Source organism: Mycobacterium sp., assembly GCF_032159765.1.
GTDB lineage: Bacteria > Actinomycetota > Actinomycetes > Mycobacteriales > Mycobacteriaceae > Mycobacterium.
This window is the reverse complement of record NZ_JAVHWM010000062.1, coordinates 1-23,635: the sequence shown is the minus strand read 5'-3', so window position 1 is coordinate 23,635 and position 23,635 is coordinate 1. Positions and strand designations below refer to the sequence as shown.

Below are 23,635 nucleotides of genomic sequence, written 5' to 3'. Positions count from 1 at the left end.
TCGGCGGCGTTGCCGTCAGGTCACCAATTGCAACTTGCCGCGGCCGCGCTTCGAGCGGCGCACGCAGTGCAGTGCCTCGGTGGCCGACCGGACCGCCGGAACGAGGCGTTCCCGGTCGCCGATCCGGAGCAGACGACTCACAGACCGGCTCGTGATCAGCGCCCACCGCGTGTCATTGCGCAGGCACTCGAGGTTCACCGTGAACAGTGTCCGCAAGCCGTCGATGCCCATGAATTCGGTCTCGACCATGTCGACGATGAGTGCGCCGTCTTCGGGAACACGCTGGGTCACGTGGCCCCTCAATTCGTCGGCGTTGGTCGCGTCGATTTCACCGCCGATAGACATCACGGTCAGCCAGTTGTAAACCTGGACCGTCAAATACGCGAGACCACACTCGATGACCGATGTACCGAGATGAAGTGGTTCAGCCGTTGCCTGAGAATGCACAGCCCTCATTGATCTACCCTTTGAGCCTGTCGTCGATTCTGGCCGGAAACGCCAAATACACCAATAGACAAATTCGCAGCCTGTTATCTAGTGCGTTTCAAACGCTCGGTACGGGCTGTCATCTCAACCTTGGATGAGCGTAGCGCAGATGCCGCTGCACACGGGCAGGACCATCGAAGCCGCCCCGACTTCTAATGCTTTCTTAACGCCCTATCCCCCGATCGGGGGAGGCCGCGCCTAGGTACCACCGCGCGTCGTCGTCGACGTCGGATACATCACCGACATCGATGTCGCGCTGGTGGTCGTAGCCGGCTCCGGTTCCGTCGGAACCTCCGTCGAGGCGTCGGAGGGCGAGATCATGGTGGCCGACGAGCTGCCCGTCGGGCTGTCGCTCGTGGGGGTTCTGGTGGTGAGGTGTCGAGACGACGTTGTGGTGGTCGAGGTCGTGATGAACAAGGGTGCTGACGGGCCCGTCGAGCCCTCGGATGTGTGCAGTACCGCGTACACGATCACGATCACTGCCAACACACCTGCGACACCGGCGGCGACGATCACGCCGCGCCGCTCGTACCACTCCGCGGTGTCGGGTTCATCGGACGGGTGCTCGTCGGTCACAGCGATGAGCGCTCGCGCGAAGAGCAAGTCACGCGGAAAGATGGTAGGTCACCTGCGCCTCGTAAAGTGCCTTGAGTGGAAACCGAGGTCTTGATCGTCGGCGCGGGACCCGTAGGGCTGATGGCCGCGATCGAGCTACGCCGGCGCGGCATCGACGTGATGATCGTCGACAAGCGCAGCGATATCGCGCCGTGGGCCAAGGCGGTCGGCGTGCACAGCATCGTGCGCAAATCGTTGGGGATTGGTTTCGAAGGCGACGCGTTCCCTGAGGAATACATGCTCGCCGATGTGCCGACCGGCGCGCAAGGGATGAACACCGGATTGCAGGACGCGTACAACCTGGGATGGAAGCTCGCAGTCGCGGTTCGGGGGAAGGCGGCCCCGGCGATGCCGCCATGACGAGCGCCACCCCGTCGGCGAGGAAGTCGTCGGACGTACGGTGCGCGCCGCACGCCAGGGCATCGGCGCCGGCGAGACCGATACCACGCGAATCCTGTTGCGCGAAGCCCAGTTACTGCTCGGCTATCCCGACAGTCCCATCGTCGGCGGAGAGCACACCGCCGAACCGCGGCCCGGGATGCGCGCGCCCGACGCCGCAGGACTGCGGCAGGATCCACTCGGCGTCTCGTTGCGCTGCCACGAACTCTTCCGTCACCCCGGCCACACCTTGCTGGTGTGGGCCGCCTCGCCCGATGCCGTGCCCGCGGCACTCGAGCTCGTCGATGCGGTCCAACGCCGCACCGCAGCGCAAGTCCGCGGTTACGTCGTCACACCGGGTGCGGGCCATTGCTCGGGGCGCGTTCTCGCCGATGCCGACGGAAACCTCGCCGCGGCATACGGTTTCACCGAAACCGGTATCTCACCCGCGGTGTGCCTCGTGAGACCCGACGGCTATATCAGCTTCCGGTCGGCCGCCGCCCACATCGACGAGCTGATCGACCACATCAGCCTGACGTTGCGGCTCGACTGAACGACTATCCGGCCGCGACCTCCTTGACGCCGAAGACCCGCTCGAGCATCGCCGTGTCGGCGTAGACCTGCGCGTGGACTACCTTGCCGTCACGCACCGTGAAAACGTCGGCGTCCTGGCCCACCTCGCCGGCAATCGATACCTCGGTGAAGGCGACGACCGTGTCACCGTCGGCGAGGAAACTGCGTGTTGTCGCCGTCATTCCCTTTTCACCCAAGCGCATCAGGAACTCGCCGAGTTCGGCTTTGCCCCGATAGGTCCCGCTCACCGCGCTGTTGCCGGGTTGGATCCACTCGACGTCGTCGTCGAACAGGTTCATCACCGCTTCAGCGTCGCCGGCGTTGAACGCCTCGTAACCGTTTTTGACAAGTTCGATGTTTTGCTGGGACACGCGAAATCCTTTTCTGCGGGACACATTCGAGACCGCCCGGTGGAGGCCGAACACCTGATTGTCGTCCACCCAGCGCTTTGACGAAGGAAATCAGCGAAAGTCTATGGGCGTGACATCCTCAGGCCATTGACACCGTCTCGGCGGCCAGCACCTCATTGGCGGCGCGCTCACCCGAACGAACCGCTCCGTCGACCCAGCCGCACATCACCGACGAACTCTCGGTGCCGGCCCAGTGGATGCGGCCGCACGGTTCGCGCAGGGTGTAGCCGAACTCGGTCAGCACACCGGTTCCCGCATGACTGAGCATGCCACCGCCCGAATAGCGCTCGATGCTCCAGTTCTGCTCGATGTAGTCGACCGGAGATCCCGCCTTGTCGCCGAACCGCTTCATCAGTTCGCCGAGCACCGCGGTACGCCTCGACGAACTGTCCAGCCTGCCGAGGTCGCGCGCGATCGGCCCCTCGACGATCACGCACAAAACCCCCGGCCGCTCCTTGTCCGTCGACGCGTCGATCGTGATCGTCGCCGGTGATCCCGGCGCCGCCGACTGTCCCGACAACCCGTCTGCGCGCCAGAACGGCTCGTCGTAGACGATGTTGATCTTGTAGATCGCTCCGCTGGGCATTCGTTGGTGCAGGAACGACCGGTCCATCGGCAGCATCGGCTCATAGAGGATCTGGCTGGCGATGGCCAGCGGCACCGCGACGACGGCCCGGCGCGCGCGGACCGTCATATCCTCAGCGCGCACCGTCACTCCGTCGCCGTCCTGCTCGATCCGCCTGACGGGTTGCGACAGATGCAGGGCATCGCCGATCTCCGCGGTCATCGGGCCGTATACCGCGCCCATCCCGCCCACGATTCGAGAGTCCTGCGAGGCGCCCTCGCCGCCGAGCACGAAGCCGGGCCCACCGCCCGACGCCATCTGGAACAGGACGAAAAGCATCGACACCTCGGACGCCGCTGACGTGTAGCACCCCGCGATGGCGGTCTCCAGCAGATCATGCGCGGGCTTGGACAGCGTGTTGCTGTTCAGCCACTTGGCCAGGCTGATCTGATCCCACTTCTCGGCGTTCTTGGCCGTCCATGGCGCGTCCAGCGGGATCGACTTGCACATCTGCGTGATCTCGAGGAACGCCGCGCCGATGTTGGCCACCGCCCACGGGCTCATGGTCAGCGGGATGGTGCCCGTGTAGCGGTACTGCTTGCCGTCGACGACCATCATCGCCTGACCGCCGGTGTACTGCTTGTAGGTCTGCACGCCGAACTCACGGGTCAGCGCCAAGATCCGATCCTGTCCGGGGCCGACCCACGCGCCACCGCGGTCGATCCACGACCCGTCGTCGCGCATCTCCGTGAAGGTGCGCCCGCCAACTCTGTCGCGAGCCTCCAGCAACGCCACCGAACGGCCGGCCTGCTTGAGCCGCAACGCGGCGGACAAGCCGGCAAAACCCCCACCTATCACGCAACAATCGACGTCGACCATGCGTCAACTATCACGCACGTCAATAGTTGGCGGGCGACATTCGCAGGTTTGCTAGTTAAGCCAGAATGAACAGTTGGCGGATCAGGTGCCGGTCCACTTGGGCGGGCGCTTCTCGGCGAACGCGATCGCGCCCTCTTTGGCGTCGTTGGAGCCGAACACCGGCATCAGGATCTTGACCTGCTCGCGCCACATCTCCTCGGGCTGCCAGGCCCGCGACTCGACGATGATCCGCTTGGTGGCCGCGACGGCAAGAGGTCCGTTGGCGGTGATCTTCTCGGCAAGTTCGATCGCGCCGTCGAGCGCCTTGCCCGGCTCTGTGAGGACGTTGACGAGTCCGAGCTCGTGTGCCCGCTCAGCGGAGAGGTTGTCGCCGGTGAGCGCCAGCTCCATCGCGATCGCGTAGGGAATCCGCTGCGGGAGACGCAGCAACCCGCCGCCGCCTGCCACCAGGCCGCGTTTGACCTCCGGGATTCCGAAGGCGGAGTTCGACGCGGCGACGATCAGATCCGTCGCCAGGGCCAGCTCGGTCCCGCCGGCCAGCGCGTAGCCCTCAACGGCCGCGATCAGCGGCTTGACCGGCGGCCGTTCGGTGAATCCCATCCCGCGGCCTTCGACCACCACGTTCTCGCCGCGGGCGAATGCTTTCAAGTCCATGCCGGCGGAGAACGAGCCCTCGGCGCCCGTCAGCACGCCGACCGAAAGGCCGGGTTCTTCGTCAAGCCGGTCCATGGCGTCGGCGAGACCACGACTGACCTCGGCGTTGACCGCGTTCTTTGCCTTGGGCCGGTTGATGGTGATCAGCAGGATCCGGTCGCGCTGCTCGACGAGTACTGCGGGGGCTTCGTCTGACGGTTGGCTCATGAGTTAGTGAAACTACCCGACGGGCGTAAACGGGCTGTCGGTACCATTCGAACTGGCCGTAAGCGCCCAGGAGCAGGTACGGGACAGGGGAGAACCATGAGCGACGCCGAAGTCGATCGTGTCGAGATCGAGAAATGGGATCCCGAGTTCACCGAGAGCGTCATCAACTTTCTGCGTCCGCTGCTGCGGCGGTATTTCCGGACGGAGGTCCGCGGGCTGGAGAACATCCCGCCCGCCGGCGGCGCGTTGCTCGTCTCCAACCACTCCGGCGGCCAGTTCGCGGCTGACGTCCCGATCCTTGCCGTCGAGTTCTACGAGAAGTTCGGCTACGACCGGCCGATCCACACGCTGTCGCATGACATGCTCTTCATCGGGCCGATCGGAAACGTGTTGCGCCGCACCGGCTTCATCAAAGCGAGCCGGGAGAACGCCGCCGAGGCGCTGCGGTCGGGGCACCTCGTCGTGGTGTTCCCGGGCGGCGACTACGACGCGATGCGACCCACGTTGTGGGAGAACGTGATCGACTTCGACGGGCGCAAAGGTTATGTGCGGACGGCGATCGAGGCCGGCGTGCCGATCGTGCCTGCGGTGTCGATCGGCGGCCAGGAGAACCAGCTTTACTTGACGCGCGGGACTGCGCTGGCGAAGCGGCTCGGTCCGATCGCGCGCGCGGTCCGCGCGAAGATCCTCCCCGTGTCGTTCGGATTTCCGTTCGGGTTCAGTGTGGCCGGAATCCTGCCTCCCAACGTGCCGCTGCCCACCAAGATCGTCACCCAGGTGCTCGAGCCCATCGACATCGTGGCCGAGTTCGGCGAGGATCCCGACGTCGACGCCGTCGACGCCCACGTGCGCGAGGTGATGCAGCGAGCGCTCGACCGGTTGGGCCGCGAACGCCGGCTCCCGATTCTGGGCTGATCGGTGTCTGCCCTCGACCGTGTGACCGGCACCATCGGCCTCGTCAACACGATGGTGCGCGCCGGGTTGATCGCGCCAATGCGACCCGACAAATACCTGCGGATCGCGAATGTCATGCGGCGCGAAAACATGGCAGCCACATCGGGTTTCGCCTCGGCAGCGCAGCGCTGCCCTGACCAGCCCGGCTTGATCGACGAGCTCGGCACCCTGACGTGGCGCGAGCTCGACGAGCGCGCGGACGCGTTGGGCGCCGGGCTGCAGGGTCTGCCGAACGGGCAGCCCAAAGTCATCGGCATCATGTGCCGCAACCACCGTGGTTTCGTCGACGCCCTTATCGCGGCGAACCGCATCGGCAGCGACATCCTGCTGCTGAACACCTCGTTCGCCGGTCCGGCACTGGCGGAGGTGGTGGCCCGCGAAGGCGCCGACGCCGTGATATACGACGAAGAGTTCACCGACACCGTCGAGCGCGCGCTGGCCGAAAAATCCGATGCGACGAGGATTGTGGCGTGGACTGACAACCCTTCGAAGTACGACGTCACTGTCCAGAAGCTGATCGACTCGCACGCCGGGGAGCAGCCGAAACGGGCGACCCAGAAGAGCAGGACGGTGCTGCTCACGTCCGGTACCACGGGAACGCCGAAGGGCGCCAAGCTGACCAGCGGTGAGGCCAGCGCGCTGAAGTCCATCCTCGACCGCACACCCTGGCGCGTCGGGGAGAACGTGGTGATCGTCGCGCCGATGTTCCACGCGTGGGGTTTCTCGCAGCTGATCTTCGCCGCGTCGATGGCGTGCACCGTGATCACCCGCCGCAAGTTCGATCCCGAGGCCACCCTCGAGTTGATCGATCGCCATCGCGCGACCGGATTGTGCGTAGTGCCGGTGATGTTCGACCGCATCATGGATCTGCCGGACGACGTCCGCAGCCGGTACAGCGGCCGCTCGCTCCGGTTCGCCGCGGCGTCGGGGTCGCGGATGCGGCCCGACGTCGTCATCGCGTTCATGGACCAGTTCGGCGACGTGATCGTCAACAACTACAACGCCACCGAGGCCGGCCTGATCGCCAGCGCCACACCCGAGGATCTGCGCGCGGCTCCCGACACCGCCGGAAAGCCAGCCCCTGGCACCGAGATCCGGATCCTGGACAAGGATTTCAACGAGGTGCCGACGGGCGAGACCGGCGGCATCTACGTCCGCAGCGGGACCTTGTTTGAGGGCTACACCTCCGGGGCGACCAAGGACTTCCACAACGGGTTCATGTCCTCTGGTGACGTCGGGTACATGGACGGCAACGGCCGGTTGTTCGTCGTGGGACGCGACGACGAGATGATCGTGTCGGGCGGCGAGAACGTGTACCCGATCGAAGTGGAGAAGACGTTGGCGGCACATCCCGACGTTGCGGAGGCGTCGGTGATGGGTGTGGACGACAAGGACTACGGGCAACGGCTGGCAGCGTTCGTCGTCCTCGAAAAGGACTCGGAGGCAACGCCGGACAGCCTCAAGGAGCATGTCCGCGACAACCTGGCCAACTACAAGGTGCCCCGCGAGATCGTCGTGCTCGACGAACTCCCCCGCAGCGTCACCGGCAAGATCCTGCGCAACGAGCTGAAGGGTCACGTAGGCGCCGATGGGTGAAACTCTTGCACGGCGGTTGCGTCGGCCGCGGCCGGTGCTGCGCGGCTTCATCGAGTTGATCAACGCGCTCAATGCATTACGTCCACTGGGCCGCAAGGGCTACTCGACGCTGCCCACGTTCTGGTTCGGGTGGACCGTTGATGAGGTGCCCAACGTCTATCTCACGCTCTCTGCGCTCGACGCAATCAGGCGTGGCCGGCGCGGAGACTTTGCGGGCAGGCGCGGCAAGCTCGCGCTGGCAATGACGGCGGCCTCGTGGGCGGTACTCGGAATCATCTACCGCCGCAATGTCACGACACCAGGACCGGTGCTCTCCGCCGCACTTCGCGATGGCCTCGGCGACGATTACACCGACGTGGTGGCGACGCTGCCGTCGACACCGTCGCGCACGGGCAGGCCGGCGGGGCCGTTGCGCACCACGCAGATCCGGCGACGCTATGTTGACCGCCAGGACGTCATCCGTTACGGCCCGTACCGCGCGAACCGGGCGGACGTGTGGCGCAAGGGAGACCTACCGCGTGACGGCAAAGCGCCTGTGCTGGTGCAGATTCCGGGTGGCGCGTGGATGATCGGGATGCGCCGCCCCCAGGGCTACCCGTTGATGAGTCACATGGCCGACCTCGGCTGGGTGTGTGTGTCGGTCGGCTATCGAGTCAGCCCGCTGCACACCTGGCCTGATCACATCGTCGACACTAAAAGGGCGCTGGCCTGGGTGAAGGAACACATAGCGGAGTTCGGTGGCGATCCTGATTTCGTCGCGATCACCGGCGGTTCGGCGGGTGGGCATCTGGCCTCGCTTGCCGCGCTGACGCCCAATGATTCGGTGTGGCAACCAGGTTTCGAGGACGCCGACACGTCGGTGGTGGCGGCGGTGCCGATGTATGGCCGGTATGACTGGTACTCCACGGAGGGCGAGGGACGGCGCGAATTCGTCGAGATCCTGGAGAAACTGGTTGTCAAGAAGAGCTACGAAGAGCACAGGCAGATTTACATCGACGCGTCGTCGATCGCCCGCGTCCATTCCGATGCGCCGCCGTTCTTCGTCGTGCACGGCACCGATGACTCGCTCATTCCGGTGCAAGAAGCACGCGACTTCGTGCAAGAGTTCCGTGAGGTGGCTAAACGGCCGGTGCTGTATGCCGAGTTGCCGCACACGCAACACGGTTTCGATATGTACGGCTCACCGCGTGTGCATCAGACAGTGGACGCGGTTGCGAAGTTCTTGTCCTGGGTGTACGCCAAAACCAAGGGCTAGCCCGCCGCGCGCGCAGGCGCCATCGCGGTAGACACCTCGGTTAGTTGGCCGGAAAGCCCTGCAGCTGAACGCAATTCAATGAACGCGCGCACCATCGCGTCCGTGGCTTCGTGCGGATCGTCGAGTGTGACGTCGTCGGTAAGCACCGAGATGTTCAGTTGCTCGACGTAACTCCACACGGTGATGTTTATCCCGCTTCCCGCGAACAGCGGTCCAACAGAATAGATTTCGCTGATCGTCGCACCGCCAAGGCGGCCCCTTTCACGCGGGCCGGCGACGTTGGAGATCGGGAGGTTCATCACCTTCGTCTGCGCCTCGCGCTTGGACAGCCACCGAAACGCGGGTTTCGCAACACCCGGCGGCAGGTACGCCGCCCACTCCGTCGTCACCCTGGGGCCGAGCAGGTGGAAGTCCTCTTTGGCCCGCTGCGCTCCCAGCTTGGTCAGTCGCACTCGCTCGAGGGGGTCGTCGACTTGCACGGGCAGCGACACGTTGAGCCCCGAGAACTCGTTGCCGGTCAGCCGCTCCGGTGACGTGTTGACGCTCGCCGGCACCGAGGCGATCAGAGGCGCATCGGCGTGCCCGTCGTACCGCAGCAACAATTCTCGCAGCGCTCCGGCAGCCGTCGCCAACACCACATCGTTGATCGTGATGCCGAGATGCTTGCTGGTTTGCTTGACGTCCGAAAGTGCCAGCGTGGCGGTCGCGAATCGTCGTCCGGATGTGACGACGTGATTCATGAACGTGGGCGGCGGAGAGAATGCCTTCGCCATCTCGGAGTGCGGCCCACGTTCTTTGCCCCGGGCCCGCACCCGGCTGACGCCGGCGACGGTGTCCTTGACCAGCTGAGGCAACTGTCGCGTCTGCGAAAGATGATCGCGCCACGCGGCTGCCAGCAGGTTCCCGGTCGACGGTGGCGCGTTCGTCGCGTACAGATCCCGCTCGTCTTGGATGGTGCCCTTCAAGTCCATCGCTTTGGCCATCATGTTGGCTGACGCGACGCCGTCTGCCAGCGCGTGGTGCACCTTGCCGATCACGGCGAATCGGTTGTCGGACATGCCCTCGGCGAAGTACATCTCCCACAGCGGCCTGCTGCGGTCAAGCGGAGTGGAGGCGATCTCGCCGATCACCTCGTCGAGTTCGCGGCGCCCACCCGGCGGCGCAACCCGAACGCGACGCAGATGGTAGTTCAGGTCGATGTCCGCCTTTTCGTGCCACATCGGGTGGTGCAGTTGCATGGGGATGTGAACCAGCTTGTAGCGCAGGGGCTCGAGCAGGTGCAGGCGCCTGCGCAGGGTCCGCCGGAACAGCTCGAACGTGAAATCGCCGTCGAAATCGGTGGCGTCGATCACGGCGATCTTTAATGTGTGCGTGTGGATGTTGGGCGTCTCGCTGTACAGCAGCACAGCATCCCAGCCGTTGAGTCGCTTCACGTTTCCCCCTTCGGACGACTCCGACGGGCTACACGCCTATATAACCTCTTTTGCCCGGCTCATTGAATGGCTTCGGTGAACCTCGTCAAGGAACATACCGATCACGGTCGCGGTCGACTTGGTGCGCGCGCCGTCGGTCATGTCGAATCCGTGGCCGGCGCCCGGCAACTCGAGATAGCCGACCGTGGATCGTGACGTGGAGCGCAGTCGCTCGACGAACACCCGCGCCTGCTCGACGGGGATCACGTTGTCGGCGCCGCCGTGGACCACAAGGAACGGCGGAGCGTCGGGCCGAACCTGCGCGATCGGCGATGCCTTGCGAAACACCTCCGGATGCCTGGCGATTCGTCTCTTGACGACGACCCGCTCGAGGAAGTCGACGAATCGGTCGCGTTCGAGAGTGGATTTGTCCTCCCAGTCGTAGCGTCCGTAGATGCCGACCACCGCGTCGACGGAGGTGTCTGCGTCGTCAGGCAGGTCGATGTGGAAATCCGGCTCTTCGGGCGTCAACCCCGTCAACGCGGCGAGGTGCCCTCCAGCGGAGCAGCCCGCGATGGCCACGAAGTCGCGGTCACCGCCGAACCGGTCGACGTTCGCGCGCGCCCACGCGACGGCTGCTTTCACGTCTGCCACGTGCCGCGGCCAACGGTGGTGGGGTGACACTCGGTACTGCACCGACAGGCACACCCACCCCATCTCGGCAAGATGACTCATCAGCGCGTAACCCTGGAGCATCCGGCTGCCGACCACCCATGCCCCGCCCGGCACGAATACCAACACCGGCGCGGGCCCGGTGAGGTCTGGGCGACGCCACACGTCGAGCAACTGACTCGGCGCGTCGCCGTAGCGCACGCTGCTGCGGTGCAGGTACCGGCGGCGCTGTTCCAGTCCGCGCCACAGCGGCGCCCTGCGGTCGGGCTGAGGCCACATGACGTCCAGGCGCTCCGGCGCCACGAAGTCGCGCAGAGCGGCTGCGGCGACCTCGTTGGTCATCGCACGATCCAGTCGGTGCTGCTCGGCCGCGCCCTGCGCCCGGTTGCGGGCCACCGTGGACGCGAAGTCGGGGGCGTGCTTGTAGCCCCACGCTCCCATCGCGGTGATCGCACCGAGCGCCTCGAGATGTTTGCCGATCAGCGGCAGAGACGCGTAGAACTCGCTCAATGCCAGCATGTAGTCCACAGGGCGCGCACGGACAAACCACAACGCCCGGGACTTCAGGCTGGGCGTGTGCCGCCCGGGCTGGGGGGAAGCCATTTTCGCACTGTACCCCCGCACGGTTGATTTCAATCGATTTTGTTCCCACACTGCCGCCCTTGAGTCCACGACCAGCGGAAACGCCGGAGATTCCGACGCTGACGAGTCGTCGGTGCCGATGCAATTTGCCGCTGTCACAGCGATGCCGAAGGGCACCGGACGACGAATGGCAGACACGGACAATTCTAACAGGGGCGGCGTGAATTAGCCTATCTATCAAGAGATTTCGTACAGCCGTGTTCGGCCAACACCTCTACCCCGCAATCCCACGGTCCTGCAACAGCTTTCGCAGCGCACGATATCCTGGCGTGAGATCAATCGACGAAAGACGACGATCCATGGCCGAGACCAACGCCTTCCACCCAGAGTTGCGGAGGCTCGCGCGGTTCATGCCCCGCAGATCGCTGACACGTCGGTCGATACCGGTGACGCGGGTCTTGGATCGGCTGGTGCCGGCGCGCCGGGGCGTCGAGTCGCTGATCCTGACGTCCGGTCGGCGTATGAGGCTGTGCCGGCCGCCCGTTTCCCATGCCACACCCGGAGCGCTGCTGTGGATTCACGGCGGGGGGTATGTCGTCGGCAGACCGGAGCAAAGCGACGATTTCTGCCTGCGGCTGTCTCGCGAGCTCGGGATCACTATCGCGGCACCGCAGTACGGGCTCGCGCCCGAGCATCCATACCCCGAAGGCCTCGGGGACTGCTACGCAGCGCTGAAGTGGCTGATGTCGCTGCCGGCGGTCGACCCGGGGCGGGTGGCGATAGGCGGGGAGAGCGGAGGCGGCGGCTTGGCGGCAGCACTGGCCTTCATGGTTCGCGACCGCGGCGAAATCCCCGTTGTACTTCAGCTTTTGAACTACCCGATGCTCGACGACCGCGCAGTCGCGAATCCCGCGAGTGTGCACAACTACCGGTTGTGGAACGAGGGCAGCAATCGCTTGGCGTGGCAGCTGTACCTCGACGGCGCCGACCCGGACGTCGCGGTTCCGGCCCGGCGCACCGACCTTGCGGGACTGCCGCCGGCATGGATCGGCGTCGGCACCGAAGACTTCTTCCACCGCGAATGCGTGGCGTACGCAGAACGACTGACCCAGTCGGCTGTGCCCTGCCACCTCGAAGTCGTGCCGGGGGCGTTTCACGTTTTCGACCGCGTCGCCCCCAAGGCATCGGTATCGCGGGCGTACTTCGCGAGCCAGTGCGACGCGCTGCGTGGGGCGCTGGGGCTTTGACCGGTCAGAACTGTAGCGCCGAGAACCGCCAGTCCAGGACCGGCCGCCCGGTGACGTCGCTGACCACCGACCTCAGCCGTAGCACGCCGCCGCCCAACGGCAGCGGGTCTGCCGCCTCGACGTGAAGCTCGCTGACCAGCGTGTCACCCTCGTGGACCGGACCGGCGTGGTCGCAGGACTCCCAGCCCAGCACGGTCACCAGGGTGGGCAACAACCGGCTCGCTTGGGCAAGAGCCAATCCGATGGTGTGTCCGCCGTACACGAGGCGACTTCCGCCAACACGCGAATCATGGTGAGTGGCAGCGATGTTCAACGTGAGTCGGGCCAGCTCGGGCGCGCTCGACACCACGTCGGCGCTGCTGTGGAGCACCTGGCCCGCAAGCCCAGGGTCGAAATGCGGTCCGGGGACGCGCCGCCGGTACTCGCCGGCATCCCACTCGTCGGTCGGTGTGGTGGTCGTCGTGGTCACCGCACCGATGGCCGAGAGGTCGTCGACGGAGGGCTCGCGGTCCGGGTCGGCGTCACGGCTCAGAGGCAGCATGGCGCAGCGGTAGAAGTCGAGCACCAACTGCCCGACCTGGTCGATGGTCGTCATCCGCAGCGCCGCCAGTCCCGTGGGAGCGCGCCCCGGCTTGGACGAATTCTCCCGTAGACCAACGACTTCCGTGCGCGTGAATAGGCTGTCGCCGATGACGGGATAGCGGTGGAACACCAGACCGCGATAGAACAGATTCGCCTTGACGTGAAAGGTGGCCAGCGTCGACTGGCCGATCGCGACGTCACAGACCAGCCCCGGGTGTGCCAGCGCGCTCGTCGCACCCGTCACCGCGTATGACAAGTGCGCGTCCAACGGCAATCGCAGCCGGTCCCCGAGAATCGCCTGGTGCGCGGCGGCCACCCCCGCCGTCAGCGTCATCGACGGCGCCGTGTCGAAGACCTGGCCCACGTGCAGCTCGTCGAAGTACGGCACCGTTCCTCCTATCGCGAGTATTTCGCGATCAACTCCTGCTTGTACAGCTTGCCGGTGTCGGTCCTGGGCAACTGCGGCTCGAACGAAATGGACCGCGGACACTTGTAGTGCGCCAACCGGTCGCGCAGCCAGGCCAGTAGCTCGTCGGCGAACGTTGCCGTGGCGTCGGCTGATTCGACGGTCTGCACCACCCCCTTCACAGACTGCCCCATCTCCTCGTCGGGGATGCCGAACACCGCGGCGTCGAGCACCTTCGGATGCGTCACCAACAGGTTCTCGGCTTCCTGCGGATAGATGTTCACACCGCCGGAGATGATCATGTGGTGCCGGCGGTCGGTGAGGAACAGGTAGCCGTCGTCATCCAGATAGCCGACGTCGCCGACGGTCACCCAGCCGTGCCGGTCGCGGGATGCCGCCGTCTTTTCCGGGTCCTTGTGGTACTCGAAGCGCGCGCCGCCGATATCGAAATACACTTGGCCCGCCTGTCCGGCTGGCATGTCGTCACCGTCGTCGTCGAGAACGTGCGCAATCCCCAACAGCGACTTGCCCACTGACCCGGGATGCGTCATCCAGTCCTCGGCGGAGATGAACGTGATGCCAGCGCCCTCTGAGGAGGAGTAATACTCGTCGACGATCGGCCCCCACCAGTCGATCATCTGTTGCTTGATCTGAACCGGACACGGCGCGGCGGCATGGATCGCCCGCTGCAAGCTGGTCACATCGTACGAATTGCGCACGGCATCAGTCAGTTTCAGCATACGAACGAACATCACCGGCACGAACTGACCGTGGGTGACGTGGTGACGCTCGATGCAGGCGAGTGTCTGTTCCGGATCGAACTTCTGCAGCACGACCACTGTCGCGCCCATCGCCAGCGCGGACATCGACCACAGGCACGGCGCGGTGTGATACAGGGGCGCGGGACTGAGATAGACGGAGTCCTCGTTGACACCAATGATGCCCAGCAGCGCCGCCAGGAAGTTGGGTGCTTCCGCAGGGGTGAGGTGAGACAGCGGACGGCGAATCCCCTTGGGGCGACCGGTAGTTCCCGATGAGTATTGCAGCAGATCGCCCTCGAGCTCGTCGTCGATCGGCGTGTGCGGCTGCTCGGCCACACACTCCGGGTATTGCTGCCAGCCGTCAAGGTCGCCGTCCGCGATGAGCAGGAGGTCTGGCAAAACGTCGGCAGGCAATTGCGCGCAGACGCTGAGCATCGCCGCAGAGCCGATAATCGCCTTCGCCCCGGAGTTCTCGACGATGTAGGCCACCTCCGCCGGGGTGAGGTGTGTGTTGATCAGCGTGTAGTACAGACCGCATCGCCGAGCCGCCCACATCACCGCATGGACGTGCTCGTTGTTTTCCATGATCGCCGCGACGGTGTCGCCCTCGCGCAGCCCACGCTTGCGGAACAGGTGCGCCAGCTGGTTGGCGCGCGCCTCTAGTTCGGCGAATGTGACGACGACGATGCCGGACGAGTGCAGGATGACGGCCGGCTTGTCACCGTTGTCGCGGGCATGCTCGCGGATCTGCATGCGCTGCACTGTACGTGGCGTGTATGGGGCCCTGATGTAACGGTTGGCGCCCGTCCGCCGAAAAATCGGTTGCACGGCGCGGCGTGCTGTTCGTACCTTCTAGATGCGTCCTTGGTGTAACGGGAACACAGCGGCTTCCAAACCCGCTTGATGTGGGTTCGAGTCCTACAGGGCGTGCCGCGTTGTAGGGAAGATTGGCCATCCCGTCTGTTTTGGGTGCAGAAGAACCCAGGTTCGAGTCCTGGCGGCGCGACGTCACAACTGAACATGAACATGCGTCCACGAATTGGCTGATCAAATGCGGCTGTAACCCGCTAGTCCCGTGGGGCTTTGGTGGTTCGAATCCATCTGGGCGCACTGGCGTCACGGTCTCGCCCGTGATGACCCTGAACACTGACAACTCAATGCGTAGCGCGATGGGGAAGCTCGGAATCCCGTCAGGCCCATAACCTGAAGACCGTCGGTTCGAATCCGACTCGCGCCACCATGCTCCAGTAGCCCAATCCTGGTAGAGGCGACAGGCTTAGACCCTGTGCGGTGGGAGTTCGAATCTCTCCTGGAGTACGTACGCGAGTACACACGTGCCGGTGACCGAGTGGCCAAGGTAGCAGCCTGCAAAACTGCGTATAGCTGGTTCGATTCCAGTTCGGCACTCTGCGTACCTTTCGTAGCTCAATGGCAGAGCGCCGGGATGTGACCCCGGGGACCACGGATCGTAACCGTGCGAAGGGACCAACCAGGGAAGGTGCAGCAGTCTCGTAGTGAGGCGACCGGTGTCGAAAGCCGGGTAGCGCGTGATGGCGCTCGGGGAGCGTGCCCTCCGCCTTCCGCGGGCGAGCGAAGCGACGGGAAACGAAAGCGCTCAAGTGGGTGTGGTGTCAACGGCGAGCATGTCTGGCCTCCAACCAGATGGAGCGGGTTCAAATCCCGCCATCCACTCCAAGCACTCGTGGCCAAGTGGTACGGCGTCACGTCGCCAACGTGAAGAGCGTGGGTTCGATTCCCGCCGGGTGCTCCAGGAAGATCAACCGGACAGGCGCGCCGGTCCCCGTTGCTAGCGGGTGAGTGCTCACGGGCATGGGCTTCGACTGCTCGGTCTTCCGCTTCGCTCGGTCTGTGCTCCGCACGTCCGCTCGGGCTTGTAGCTCCAACTCGGTAGAGCAACTCCCTTGCAAGGAGAAGGATGTCGGTTCGAATCCGACCTGGTCCACTTACACACGCCTTCGTAGCTCATGTGGATGAGCTCCGGTTTGAAGCTCCGGGGGACTTGGTTCGACTCCAAGCGTAGGCACGTTAAGCCCTGTTAGCTCAACGGAAGAGCTGCCCGTTCACATCGGGCGCGCAGAGGTTCGACTCCTCTACGGGGTACCACACGCTCGTAGCTGAAGCTGGGAATAGCACCGGGCCCTTACCCCGGGGACGAAGGTTCAATTCCTTCCGGGCGTACGCATGGACCGATTGGGTAGTGGTTAGCCCGCCAGGCGCGCACGAGTGGAGCAGAACGAGCTCCGCCAACCTGGATGGCGCGGGTTCGAATCCCGCTCGGTCTGCAAGACTCAATACCCTTGGCCACTAGCACAATTGGTAGTGCGGCTCCCTGTTAAGGAGTTTGGTCCAGGTTCGAATCCTGGGTGGTCAGCTTTGCTCCTGTAGCCCAATCCGGGAGAGGCGTCCGGCTCAAACCCGGTCAAGTGCTGGTTCGAATCCGGCCAGGAGTACGCCAGAGAAGCTCATGCGGTTGAGCGCCCGCCTCGTAAGCGGGAGGCAGTGAGTTCGAACCTCGCCTTTGGCTCTGCACTTTCATCGGCGATGAGCGCTTGCGCGAAGAGAAGACTGCCCTGCCTCTGTATGGCCGACGCTGTTGTAGCTCGTCTGGAAGAGCACGCGCTTGGTATGTGCGAGGCAGTGGGTTCGACCCCCACCAGCAGCTCTGAAGTAGTCAACAATGCCTTCGAGGCCGAATGGTTAGGCGCCGTCCTGTCGAGGCGGGTGACGCGGGTTCGATTCCCGCCGGAGGCGCGACGCTCTATCGTCCAATGGCCAGGGCACTGCTCTGATAAGGCAGAGATCTGGGTTCGATTCCCAGTAGAGCCACGGTCCCGCGCCCGGCGGGTCAAAGACGGGCGATCGAACAGAGGTGACCGGGTCCTTGGTCCTCTGTGCGCGCTCGTACCAAACCTCCATGGTCCAACGGACATGACGTCGGTTTACGGAACCGAAGATCCGGGTTCGATTCCTGGTGGGGGTACCAGACTTTCGCGAATTGTTCGATGGAGATTGGGGTAATGGAAGCCCGTCTGTTTTTGGCACAGAAGATCGGGGTTCGAATCCTCGCTCTCCAGCTCAACGCTGTTGGGCCCCCGGTAACGGTGATTGGGGCGGCGGCCTGGGGACAGTCGAGGGCGGTGTCGGAACTGAACTATCAGAAGTCCCGCCGGACGATTTCGTCGTGGTCGTCGTGGTCGTCGTGGTGCCTCCTCCGGGCTGACGTTTCGTCGGATTCGTCTTCGGAGGTACCGGCGCCACCGGTGTCGGCGACAAGGAAGTCGATACCGGCGTGGTGGTGGTCTCTCGGACGACGCTGCGCGATGAGGTGTCATTCGGCCAGAGAGTGAGGACCAGCGCGACAGTGAATGCAACCGCGGCAACTCCGATTCCGATGATGGCCGCCCGGCGCGTGAATAGCGGATGGCCCGCGCTACCTGCACCGCCACCGTTTGGAGATGACGATGACTGTGCGTTCGGTGCGGTATCGGCCAATCGCGGCGGATGGTCGCTCACGTACGAGCTTCGCGGCGCGGTGTTGCCCGGCGGTCCACTCGGCCGCGGGCGGATCGGTTGGGGAGGCCTCGGGATGTGAGTTGTGCGCCGGGCGGGATCATTCAGACCGTTCAGCTCGACGCTCTGTCGATAGACGTCAGGGGTGAGGTCATCGCGCTGAACGAACCGCTGCAAGATTTCCCGTGCACCCTCTGCCTCGGCGAAATCGCGGGACCGCAAGGCCTGCCGGAGCCGCCCGATCACATTGAGCTGTTCTCGCTGAGTGAGGACAGTCGGCCGCGAAACGAGGTCGATGAGGTCCCACAAATAGGACAACGGGGCCGAGGGTGGTTGCGGAAGCGGGCTGGGCAGCCGCGGTGCCGCAGGAAGGCTGGCCAGACTGCCAGCCAAAATCAACGCCGCCTTGTCTCGCGATGCCGGCTCGGAATAGTCGACGATCTGGCGACTCGACAACCGCCGCGGAAGGATCTTCGGCATGGCCTCGATCGCAACGGGAAGGACCGGTTTGCCCAGCGCCTCAGCCCAATCGAATTCACGTTTGCAAGCCGCCGAATTCAGTGTTGGTTGCGAGACTATGGAGATGAACACGTCGCACTCGGATATCCGCCGCAGAATCTGGTCCCACCAGTCCTGACCCCCGCGAAGCAGGGAGTCGACCCATGCCTGATAACCGAGAACATGAAGGTGCGCAGCGAGCTGTTCGACGTCGGGCTTGTTCTGCCGGGCGTAGGAGATGAAGATCTTCCGCACGGTCACTCCCAAGTGGTGAATCGCCGAGGTCAGTATGCAGTGCGGCTGGCGTGTTCGTGGCGAGCTTCGTGTACCAAATTTCGACCCCGCCTTTCACCGGCGCCCGGCTGCGTCGAATCTGGTTGATTCTGTGCGCTTTCGGGATCACGCTCAATGCCCACTGGTGTAACCGGCAGCACACGACGTTCTGAGCGTCGCGAATCGAGGTTCGAATCCTCGGTGGGCAACTCACCGACCTCCGCGAGCGGAGCTGGCCCTGGCTTTCCGAAGGCCGGATGGTGAGTTCGACTCTCGCCGGAGGTACCAGACGCCCCGAAACTGCATTTCCACAGCGAGAGTGCGATACAGGCCTGCCGAAATACATTCTCGCGCAAGTCACACCGAAGCACCTGCGCCGTTAGCTGAGATGGATTAGCTCTTGACTTTTAATCTTGAGAGGTGGGTTCGATACCTACACGGCGCACGTAGGCACGGTTTCGCGTGGTCAGAGAGATGCGGATTGTGAGCCGTGCCACACGATGCCGGTTGGATTCGGTGTGTCGGCGAATACCCTGCCACGCTGGAAACCGGGAGGTGTTCTCGGTTCCAATGAACGTACGCAGATTTGTCGACTCCGGCGACATGGTTGTGCTGGTCAGCGCCGCGCTGGCCTGGCTTGTGGCGACCATTGCGGTTGCCGAGTCAACCCACTGGCACGTGCTCGCGATACTGCCGTTGACTTTGCTGTTCGCGGTGATTGTCGGCGCGGTGAACTTCGCGGTTGCGTATCGGCCCAAGCGCAGCCTGGCCGGCGTCTTGGGCCGCGGCACCGTCGCCGTCGTCCTCGGGGTCGTGGTCGGCGAGATCGCCGCGGTTGTGTTGTTTTCTGGCTCGATCGATCAGAGGATCACCCAGCAGGCCGATCAGGCTGCTGACTTCACCCCCGCCGTTGCGCAGGCCTCGGCAAATGTCGACCGCGTCCGCGGTGCACGCACGGCCCTGGACAACGCCGTCGACGAGGCGCGGATCCATCGTGACCAGGCGCTGGTGGTCGCGCGGTGCGAATACAACCCAACACCGGGCTGCCCCCAAACCCGCATCACTGGACTCCCCGGTACGGGACCGGAAACCCGAACGGCGAACGAGCTTCTCGCCGACACCCAGCGTGAGCTGGACGACGCAGTCGCAACACGGGACCGTGAGGGCCCGGAACTCGATTCCGACATCGCAGCCGCCGAGAGCAGTTTGGCGCAAGCCCGGCAGAACGCGGTCTCGACGGCCGATCGCGGCCTGGGCGCCCGATGGGTGGCCATGCATGGCCATACCCTGAGCGATGCGGGCGCGATGGTGCTCTGGGCGCTGACCATCGCATTCTTCGCCGTGCTGAGCCTGCTTCCGTTGCTGCTCAAGCTGTTCAGCGGCGAGACTACGACTGAGCACAGCGAGGCGGCCGACGCTACCCGCGAGCGCGCCGACGTTGATGCCGACACCGCGATCTCGGTCAAACGTGCGGAGGTGCGTGCCGAGATCGAAAACATGTGGGCCGAACAGCAACTCGCCAGCGCCCAGCTTGCGATCGATGCGCAGAACGAGATCGACCGCGAACTGCACCGCAGGCGAGTTCAGGAAGCAATCGACAAACCCGTCCACGCGACCTCACAGCGCGCGAACCAGCCCGCGTTGGAAGCAGACGTGTACCTGCCGATCGCTGCCGAAGCGGAAGCCGCGAGCATTGCGGCGACCGAAAAGAAGAATCTGCCGGCGCGCGTCGAGGCCGATGACGATGGGGCTCAGCAGAATTCGTCCCTCATCCCGGCTGTCACAAAAACCGCGGCTCGGTGGATTCGCCCGTTCGTGCCGCCGATCGTCGCCCGCGCCATCGACACGACCACGCACCCGCTACGCACCGTGCGTCAGGCGTTCGAGGAGGTCGAGGAGATCACCTTCTCGCTCAAGCGAACCCACAACGTGACGGTCAGCACCGAAGAAGGTTTCGAGCCGGCTCACCGGCACGATCCCGGCACAGCCGAGTCCTGGGATGAGGCACACGAGTTCAGATCGTTCAGGTCCGGCGGCCAACCTTCTGCTGAACTGGACGAGGCGCAACGATTGGTCGAGCTGGGCGATTCCGACCGTCAGGGAGAATTGCGCCGCGGCAGCCGCCGCGAGCTGCCGCCGTCGCAGTAGGCGTCAACCGATCGGGTCGAAGCGAAACACCGCCAGTTGCCCTGCAAGGGCTTCGAATTCGTCCGGCGTCCCATCCGTGACCATGCCTGAGCGCTTGGCGAAGCTCACACCGACGGGCACCTGGCGGGGGAACTCGCGCAGCACGGGACGCGCCTCCTCGGGTGCGAGTTCGACGATCCTGACCCGCCGCGACTTCCTGCCACGGCTCAGAGTCCCCTCACCTGCCGCCCGCGCGTTGCGCGGCCAGTCCGAGCCCGGGTACCCCGCCACGGTGTACAACTTGCCGTCGTAGGTGAAAGGCGTCATCGGCGTGCTTCGCGGCTGGCCCGTACGGCGGCCTGGCACCGTCAGCACCATGGCCGGCCCGGTCGGGATGCCCAGCTTCTGGATCGCCATCATGAGCTTGTTCATCGGCTTCAGATACCGCGGCGGTCGCGGGGCGGACGCTCGTTGTGCGGACATTGTTCAGCCTTCCTTGCTAATTCGCGAACACGCTGCGGTGTTCGGTGAGCCATTGCTCGAACGATGTGGCCGGCCTGCCGAGAATCTGCTCGACGGCGTCGGTCACCATGGCCGGTGAGTCGACCGCGGCGCCAAGCAAAGCGACATACGCGTCGCCGAACTCGGCCGGAAAACCCAAGCCGATGAACCGCTCCCGCACCTGGTCCGGTGAAATCTCGTGGTAACGCAATGGCCGCCCGATGACGGATCCGATGGTGTCTACCATCTCGGCATTGGTTAATGACTGCGGCCCAGTCAGCGGAATGCGTTGTGCTAGAAGGGTATCCGACAGCAGCGCCTTCACCGCGACTGCCGCGATGTCACTCTCGACGATCGGCGCGCTTGACGCTGTCGCGTACGGCCCGTACACCGTGTCACCCGTCGCGATCTGCCCGGCCCACATCCCAGCGAAATTGGTGACGAAGACCGACGGCCGCAGACTCACCCACTCGAGCCCGGATTCGACAGCGAGCTGCTCGGCCTCTTTGTTGCGATCGCCACGGAAGCGCGAAGGCTGGCGGGAGACGTCGTCGTCAGCGTTGATCGCGGATAGGGCCACTAGTCGCCTGACGCCTTGCCGCTGTGCTGAGGTCACCACCGCCGCCATCTCGTCGCCCAGGGCTCGCGAGTTCAAAAACATCCCCGACGCACCAGGGATCGCGTCCGCGGCGCGTTCGAAGACCTTCGCTTCCACCGGCAGCTGTGCGTTCTCCGGGTGGCGACTCACCGCGCGCACCTGTGCGCCGGCGGCCAGCAGCCCGGCGACCAGAGGCCGGCCCACATTGCCGGTCGCTCCGGTCACGACGATTATCTCTGCCATGACTCACCTCCGTTCCTCGCATCGGCCGGATCATCCGGCTACACACAAGGACGGAGCGCAGAAGCGGAAAGTTACGCAGGGGCGAGCGAAGCGACGGGAGGGCCCAGGCCCCGGCTATGAAGTTGGCATCGGAGCGTCGGGCGTCAGGAACCACAGGCCCGCGACGGTACCGTCCGGATGGAACGACACTCGGTACAGTCCCGGCATTTTCTCCATCTGCAGGGGGACGTTGACCACAGTGAGGTCGCCGAGCTGAGAATCCGCCGGAGTCCCGTGCGACTGGTACTTGCCGAACTCGTCCTGGTACTTGCCCCAGGCACTCGTCAGCTTGTCAGCGGGCACAGCCTGTTTCATCGTGGCATCGAAATCGGCTGTCGCCGCAGTGAAATCACCCTTCACGACATCATCGAAGATCTTTAGGGCGTGCTGGTCACTGGCGTTCGCGGGTGCAGCCGTGGACGACGGGGCCGCACTGGACGAAGCCGAGCTCGACGCAGAACTCGAGGTGGAAGACGTCTGATTGCCACCGCCGTTGTTGCCTCCACACGCCGCTAGGACGAGAGCGGCTGACACGAGCGCAGTGCCGGCAACCAGGCGTTTCGGTTGTTGATGGATGGCCTTCACGATGTGACCTCCAGTGGTCATGGCCCCGTCGGCCATTTCTGTCCGCAATGTAGACCGTCTTTCGTGCTCTCACAGGCGGCATCGCCACAACTCACAGGTTGTCGTAACGTTTTCCCGGTGAGTTTCGTCGTATGGAGATGAGCGACATCAGTCTGGCCGGCGACTGGCAGCGCCATCGTCCGTACTTGGTCAACCTCGCCTATCAGATGCTGGGCGACATCGGGGACGCCGAAGACGTCGCCCAGGAATCGTTTCTGCGGCTTGCCCGGGCGGACGAGGTGATCGACGATGTACGGGCGTGGCTGACAGTGGTGGTCGGCAGGCTGTCACTCGATCTGGTGCGTTCGGCCCGGCACAGATACGAATCACCCACTGAAGCAACAATTCTCGAAGAGAGGTCGGCTGCAGCCGTCGATCCTGCCGATCGGGTCACGCTCGATGACCAGGTCAGCGGCGCGCTGATGCACGTGCTGCAGCGGCTGAGCCCCGGTGAGCGGGTTGCGCTGGTGCTGCACGATGTCTTCAAGGTCCCGTTCGACGAGATCGCGCAAACAGTCGGCCGGCCCGCGGGGACCTGCCGTCAACTGGCACGCCGCGCCCGCGCCAAGATCCGGGCGGTCGGACCATCGGTTACCGATGTCAGCCACGACGACCATGTTGAAGTGATGCAGAAGTTCATCGCGGCCTGTGCGACAGGTGATTTGGCGGCGCTGGCGTCGGTGCTTGACCCGTCGGTCTGGGGTGCCGCGACGCTGCTGGGCGATCCCACGCCGCCGCAGCAGATCAACCACGGACCACACGACGTCGCCACCAATCTGCTGCGCCATGTCGGCCCCGGCGTGACGCTGGTCGGGGCCCCTGTCGGCCAGCCGGTGCTGCTCGGCTATGCACGGCGCCGACTCTTCGCCGTGCTGGTCCTGACCATCCACGACGGCCGCGTGCTCAAGATCGAGGCAACAGCCGACCCGTCAGCGCGATTCAACTAGCGCCCGCGAGAATGGCTGCG

Annotated in this window: 22 protein-coding genes and 23 tRNA genes; 32 read left to right on the top strand and 13 right to left on the bottom strand. The window is 64.6% G+C overall.

All coding sequences use genetic code 11. The features are described 5' to 3' along the window. Nucleotides 1-15 precede the first annotated feature (15 nt). Together QOH60_RS07575 and QOH60_RS07570 are read right to left on the bottom strand one after the other, a co-directional pair. Complete coding sequence (locus QOH60_RS07575; protein WP_526418718.1) at nucleotides 16-456, bottom strand: STAS domain-containing protein; 441 nt, start codon at nucleotides 454-456, stop codon at nucleotides 16-18. Between the two features lie 228 nt (nucleotides 457-684). Beyond that, entirely contained in the window at nucleotides 685-1,089 is a 405-nt protein-coding gene (locus QOH60_RS07570) for a hypothetical protein (RefSeq protein WP_526418716.1), read from the bottom strand. 48 nt (nucleotides 1,090-1,137) lie between these two features. Here QOH60_RS07570 and QOH60_RS07565 point away from each other — a divergent pair, with 48 nt between their 5' ends. Further along, on the top strand, nucleotides 1,138-1,461 hold the full coding sequence (locus QOH60_RS07565; RefSeq protein ID WP_526418714.1) for an FAD-dependent oxidoreductase: 324 nt from the start codon (nucleotides 1,138-1,140) through the stop codon (nucleotides 1,459-1,461). 40 nt (nucleotides 1,462-1,501) lie between these two features. Next, nucleotides 1,502-2,032: an aromatic-ring hydroxylase C-terminal domain-containing protein gene (locus QOH60_RS07560; RefSeq protein ID WP_526418712.1), complete on the top strand. Its 531-nt coding sequence runs from the start codon at nucleotides 1,502-1,504 to the stop codon at nucleotides 2,030-2,032. A gap of 4 nt (nucleotides 2,033-2,036) precedes the next feature. Here the strand turns inward: QOH60_RS07560 and QOH60_RS07555 are convergent, their stop codons facing one another. The 3 genes from QOH60_RS07555 to QOH60_RS07545 form a co-directional block, all read right to left on the bottom strand. Further along, complete coding sequence (locus QOH60_RS07555) at nucleotides 2,037-2,423, bottom strand: nuclear transport factor 2 family protein (protein WP_526418710.1); 387 nt, start codon at nucleotides 2,421-2,423, stop codon at nucleotides 2,037-2,039. A 118-nt stretch (nucleotides 2,424-2,541) separates the two neighbouring features. Beyond that, nucleotides 2,542-3,906 carry a flavin monoamine oxidase family protein gene (locus QOH60_RS07550; protein ID WP_526418708.1) on the bottom strand — a complete coding sequence of 455 codons (1,365 nt, stop codon included), beginning with the start codon at nucleotides 3,904-3,906 and terminating at the stop codon, nucleotides 2,542-2,544. 81 nt (nucleotides 3,907-3,987) lie between these two features. Continuing rightward, nucleotides 3,988-4,767 carry an enoyl-CoA hydratase/isomerase family protein gene (locus tag QOH60_RS07545; RefSeq protein WP_526418706.1) on the bottom strand — a complete coding sequence of 260 codons (780 nt, stop codon included), beginning with the start codon at nucleotides 4,765-4,767 and terminating at the stop codon, nucleotides 3,988-3,990. A 96-nt stretch (nucleotides 4,768-4,863) separates the two neighbouring features. On the opposite strand from QOH60_RS07545, the gene QOH60_RS07540 reads away from it, so the two are divergent. Genes QOH60_RS07540 through QOH60_RS07530 form a run of 3 tightly spaced genes read left to right on the top strand, consistent with a single transcriptional unit; the run spans nucleotide 4,864 to nucleotide 8,572 of the window. Further along, nucleotides 4,864-5,682 (top strand): lysophospholipid acyltransferase family protein, encoded by an 819-nt coding sequence (locus tag QOH60_RS07540; RefSeq protein ID WP_526418704.1) that lies wholly within the window; start codon nucleotides 4,864-4,866, stop codon nucleotides 5,680-5,682. Between the two features lie 21 nt (nucleotides 5,683-5,703). Beyond that, entirely contained in the window at nucleotides 5,704-7,317 is a 1,614-nt protein-coding gene (gene fadD12 / locus QOH60_RS07535; protein ID WP_526418754.1) for an acyl-CoA ligase FadD12, read from the top strand. Beyond that, on the top strand, nucleotides 7,310-8,572 hold the full coding sequence (locus QOH60_RS07530) for an alpha/beta hydrolase (RefSeq protein WP_526418702.1): 1,263 nt from the start codon (nucleotides 7,310-7,312) through the stop codon (nucleotides 8,570-8,572). Before fadD12 ends, QOH60_RS07530 begins: the two co-directional genes overlap by 8 nt. On the opposite strand, the gene QOH60_RS07525 is transcribed toward QOH60_RS07530, so the two are convergent. Together QOH60_RS07525 and QOH60_RS07520 are read right to left on the bottom strand one after the other, a co-directional pair. After that, a complete protein-coding gene (locus QOH60_RS07525) occupies nucleotides 8,569-10,005 on the bottom strand; it encodes a WS/DGAT/MGAT family O-acyltransferase (protein ID WP_526418701.1) in 1,437 nt (478 codons plus the stop codon). The two genes, QOH60_RS07530 and QOH60_RS07525, sit on opposite strands and share 4 nt — an antisense overlap. A gap of 36 nt (nucleotides 10,006-10,041) precedes the next feature. Next, nucleotides 10,042-11,259 (bottom strand): alpha/beta hydrolase, encoded by a 1,218-nt coding sequence (locus tag QOH60_RS07520; RefSeq protein ID WP_526418699.1) that lies wholly within the window; start codon nucleotides 11,257-11,259, stop codon nucleotides 10,042-10,044. Nucleotides 11,260-11,597: 338 nt separating this feature from the next. Between QOH60_RS07520 and QOH60_RS07515 the strand changes: the two genes are divergently transcribed. Continuing rightward, nucleotides 11,598-12,485 (top strand): alpha/beta hydrolase, encoded by an 888-nt coding sequence (locus tag QOH60_RS07515; protein ID WP_526418696.1) that lies wholly within the window; start codon nucleotides 11,598-11,600, stop codon nucleotides 12,483-12,485. Nucleotides 12,486-12,489: 4 nt separating this feature from the next. On the opposite strand, the gene QOH60_RS07510 is transcribed toward QOH60_RS07515, so the two are convergent. After that, on the bottom strand, nucleotides 12,490-13,401 hold the full coding sequence (locus QOH60_RS07510) for a hotdog family protein (protein ID WP_526418752.1): 912 nt from the start codon (nucleotides 13,399-13,401) through the stop codon (nucleotides 12,490-12,492). A gap of 62 nt (nucleotides 13,402-13,463) precedes the next feature. Further along, nucleotides 13,464-14,987, bottom strand: coding sequence for a fatty-acid--CoA ligase FadD4 (fadD4, locus tag QOH60_RS07505; protein WP_526418694.1), 1,524 nt, complete (start codon nucleotides 14,985-14,987; stop codon nucleotides 13,464-13,466). 105 nt (nucleotides 14,988-15,092) lie between these two features. Here fadD4 and QOH60_RS07500 point away from each other — a divergent pair. From QOH60_RS07500 to QOH60_RS07400, 21 genes are all read left to right on the top strand, one after another. Further along, a tRNA-Trp gene (locus QOH60_RS07500) sits at nucleotides 15,093-15,164 on the top strand. A 1-nt stretch (nucleotide 15,165) separates the two neighbouring features. Beyond that, nucleotides 15,166-15,240, top strand: a tRNA-Pro gene (locus tag QOH60_RS07495). A gap of 157 nt (nucleotides 15,241-15,397) precedes the next feature. Continuing rightward, a tRNA-Met gene (locus tag QOH60_RS07490) sits at nucleotides 15,398-15,474 on the top strand. Between the two features lies 1 nt (nucleotide 15,475). Continuing rightward, nucleotides 15,476-15,551 (top strand) — tRNA-Leu (locus QOH60_RS07485). A gap of 17 nt (nucleotides 15,552-15,568) precedes the next feature. After that, nucleotides 15,569-15,641: transfer RNA gene (locus QOH60_RS07480), tRNA-Cys, on the top strand. A gap of 7 nt (nucleotides 15,642-15,648) precedes the next feature. Continuing rightward, a tRNA-His gene (locus tag QOH60_RS07475) sits at nucleotides 15,649-15,722 on the top strand. 131 nt (nucleotides 15,723-15,853) lie between these two features. Then, nucleotides 15,854-15,929, top strand: a tRNA-Gly gene (locus QOH60_RS07470). Nucleotide 15,930: 1 nt separating this feature from the next. Beyond that, nucleotides 15,931-16,005: transfer RNA gene (locus QOH60_RS07465), tRNA-Gly, on the top strand. 117 nt (nucleotides 16,006-16,122) lie between these two features. Continuing rightward, a tRNA-Ala gene (locus QOH60_RS07460) sits at nucleotides 16,123-16,197 on the top strand. A gap of 9 nt (nucleotides 16,198-16,206) precedes the next feature. Further along, a tRNA-Phe gene (locus QOH60_RS07455) sits at nucleotides 16,207-16,278 on the top strand. A gap of 6 nt (nucleotides 16,279-16,284) precedes the next feature. Beyond that, nucleotides 16,285-16,358 (top strand) — tRNA-Val (locus QOH60_RS07450). A 1-nt stretch (nucleotide 16,359) separates the two neighbouring features. Further along, a tRNA-Lys gene (locus tag QOH60_RS07445) sits at nucleotides 16,360-16,433 on the top strand. A 5-nt stretch (nucleotides 16,434-16,438) separates the two neighbouring features. Further along, nucleotides 16,439-16,537 (top strand) — tRNA-OTHER (locus QOH60_RS07440). Nucleotides 16,538-16,553: 16 nt separating this feature from the next. Beyond that, nucleotides 16,554-16,626 (top strand) — tRNA-Asn (locus QOH60_RS07435). 4 nt (nucleotides 16,627-16,630) lie between these two features. Next, nucleotides 16,631-16,705 (top strand) — tRNA-Leu (locus QOH60_RS07430). Between the two features lies 1 nt (nucleotide 16,706). Then, nucleotides 16,707-16,779: transfer RNA gene (locus tag QOH60_RS07425), tRNA-Thr, on the top strand. A 65-nt stretch (nucleotides 16,780-16,844) separates the two neighbouring features. After that, a tRNA-Thr gene (locus QOH60_RS07420) sits at nucleotides 16,845-16,917 on the top strand. A gap of 17 nt (nucleotides 16,918-16,934) precedes the next feature. Further along, nucleotides 16,935-17,006: transfer RNA gene (locus QOH60_RS07415), tRNA-Asp, on the top strand. Nucleotides 17,007-17,010: 4 nt separating this feature from the next. Beyond that, nucleotides 17,011-17,081: transfer RNA gene (locus QOH60_RS07410), tRNA-Ile, on the top strand. A gap of 82 nt (nucleotides 17,082-17,163) precedes the next feature. Then, a tRNA-Arg gene (locus QOH60_RS07405) sits at nucleotides 17,164-17,238 on the top strand. A gap of 20 nt (nucleotides 17,239-17,258) precedes the next feature. Further along, nucleotides 17,259-17,329 (top strand) — tRNA-Gln (locus tag QOH60_RS07400). Nucleotide 17,330: 1 nt separating this feature from the next. On the opposite strand, the gene QOH60_RS07395 is transcribed toward QOH60_RS07400, so the two are convergent. After that, complete coding sequence (locus QOH60_RS07395; protein WP_526418692.1) at nucleotides 17,331-18,518, bottom strand: TIR domain-containing protein; 1,188 nt, start codon at nucleotides 18,516-18,518, stop codon at nucleotides 17,331-17,333. A 234-nt stretch (nucleotides 18,519-18,752) separates the two neighbouring features. On the opposite strand from QOH60_RS07395, the gene QOH60_RS07390 reads away from it, so the two are divergent. The 3 genes from QOH60_RS07390 to QOH60_RS07380 all read left to right on the top strand — a co-directional run bounded on the left by QOH60_RS07390 (nucleotide 18,753) and on the right by QOH60_RS07380 (nucleotide 20,684). After that, nucleotides 18,753-18,824 (top strand) — tRNA-OTHER (locus QOH60_RS07390). A gap of 85 nt (nucleotides 18,825-18,909) precedes the next feature. After that, nucleotides 18,910-18,981: transfer RNA gene (locus tag QOH60_RS07385), tRNA-Lys, on the top strand. A 125-nt stretch (nucleotides 18,982-19,106) separates the two neighbouring features. Then, on the top strand, nucleotides 19,107-20,684 hold the full coding sequence (locus QOH60_RS07380) for a DUF4407 domain-containing protein (protein WP_526418690.1): 1,578 nt from the start codon (nucleotides 19,107-19,109) through the stop codon (nucleotides 20,682-20,684). A gap of 3 nt (nucleotides 20,685-20,687) precedes the next feature. Here the strand turns inward: QOH60_RS07380 and QOH60_RS07375 are convergent, their stop codons facing one another. The 3 genes from QOH60_RS07375 to QOH60_RS07365 all read right to left on the bottom strand — a co-directional run bounded on the left by QOH60_RS07375 (nucleotide 20,688) and on the right by QOH60_RS07365 (nucleotide 22,404). Further along, entirely contained in the window at nucleotides 20,688-21,146 is a 459-nt protein-coding gene (locus QOH60_RS07375) for a nitroreductase family deazaflavin-dependent oxidoreductase (RefSeq protein WP_526418688.1), read from the bottom strand. Nucleotides 21,147-21,162: 16 nt separating this feature from the next. Next, nucleotides 21,163-22,005 (bottom strand): NAD(P)H-binding protein, encoded by an 843-nt coding sequence (locus tag QOH60_RS07370; protein ID WP_526418686.1) that lies wholly within the window; start codon nucleotides 22,003-22,005, stop codon nucleotides 21,163-21,165. A gap of 114 nt (nucleotides 22,006-22,119) precedes the next feature. After that, complete coding sequence (locus QOH60_RS07365; RefSeq protein WP_526418684.1) at nucleotides 22,120-22,404, bottom strand: DUF3887 domain-containing protein; 285 nt, start codon at nucleotides 22,402-22,404, stop codon at nucleotides 22,120-22,122. Between QOH60_RS07365 and QOH60_RS07360 the strand changes: the two genes are divergently transcribed. Together QOH60_RS07360 and sigI are read left to right on the top strand one after the other, a co-directional pair. Beyond that, complete coding sequence (locus tag QOH60_RS07360; RefSeq protein WP_526418760.1) at nucleotides 22,361-22,525, top strand: hypothetical protein; 165 nt, start codon at nucleotides 22,361-22,363, stop codon at nucleotides 22,523-22,525. The genes QOH60_RS07365 and QOH60_RS07360 overlap by 44 nt on opposite strands. Before the next feature lie 241 nt (nucleotides 22,526-22,766). Further along, nucleotides 22,767-23,615 (top strand): RNA polymerase sigma factor SigI, encoded by an 849-nt coding sequence (gene sigI / locus QOH60_RS07355; protein ID WP_526418682.1) that lies wholly within the window; start codon nucleotides 22,767-22,769, stop codon nucleotides 23,613-23,615. Nucleotides 23,616-23,635 lie beyond the last annotated feature (20 nt).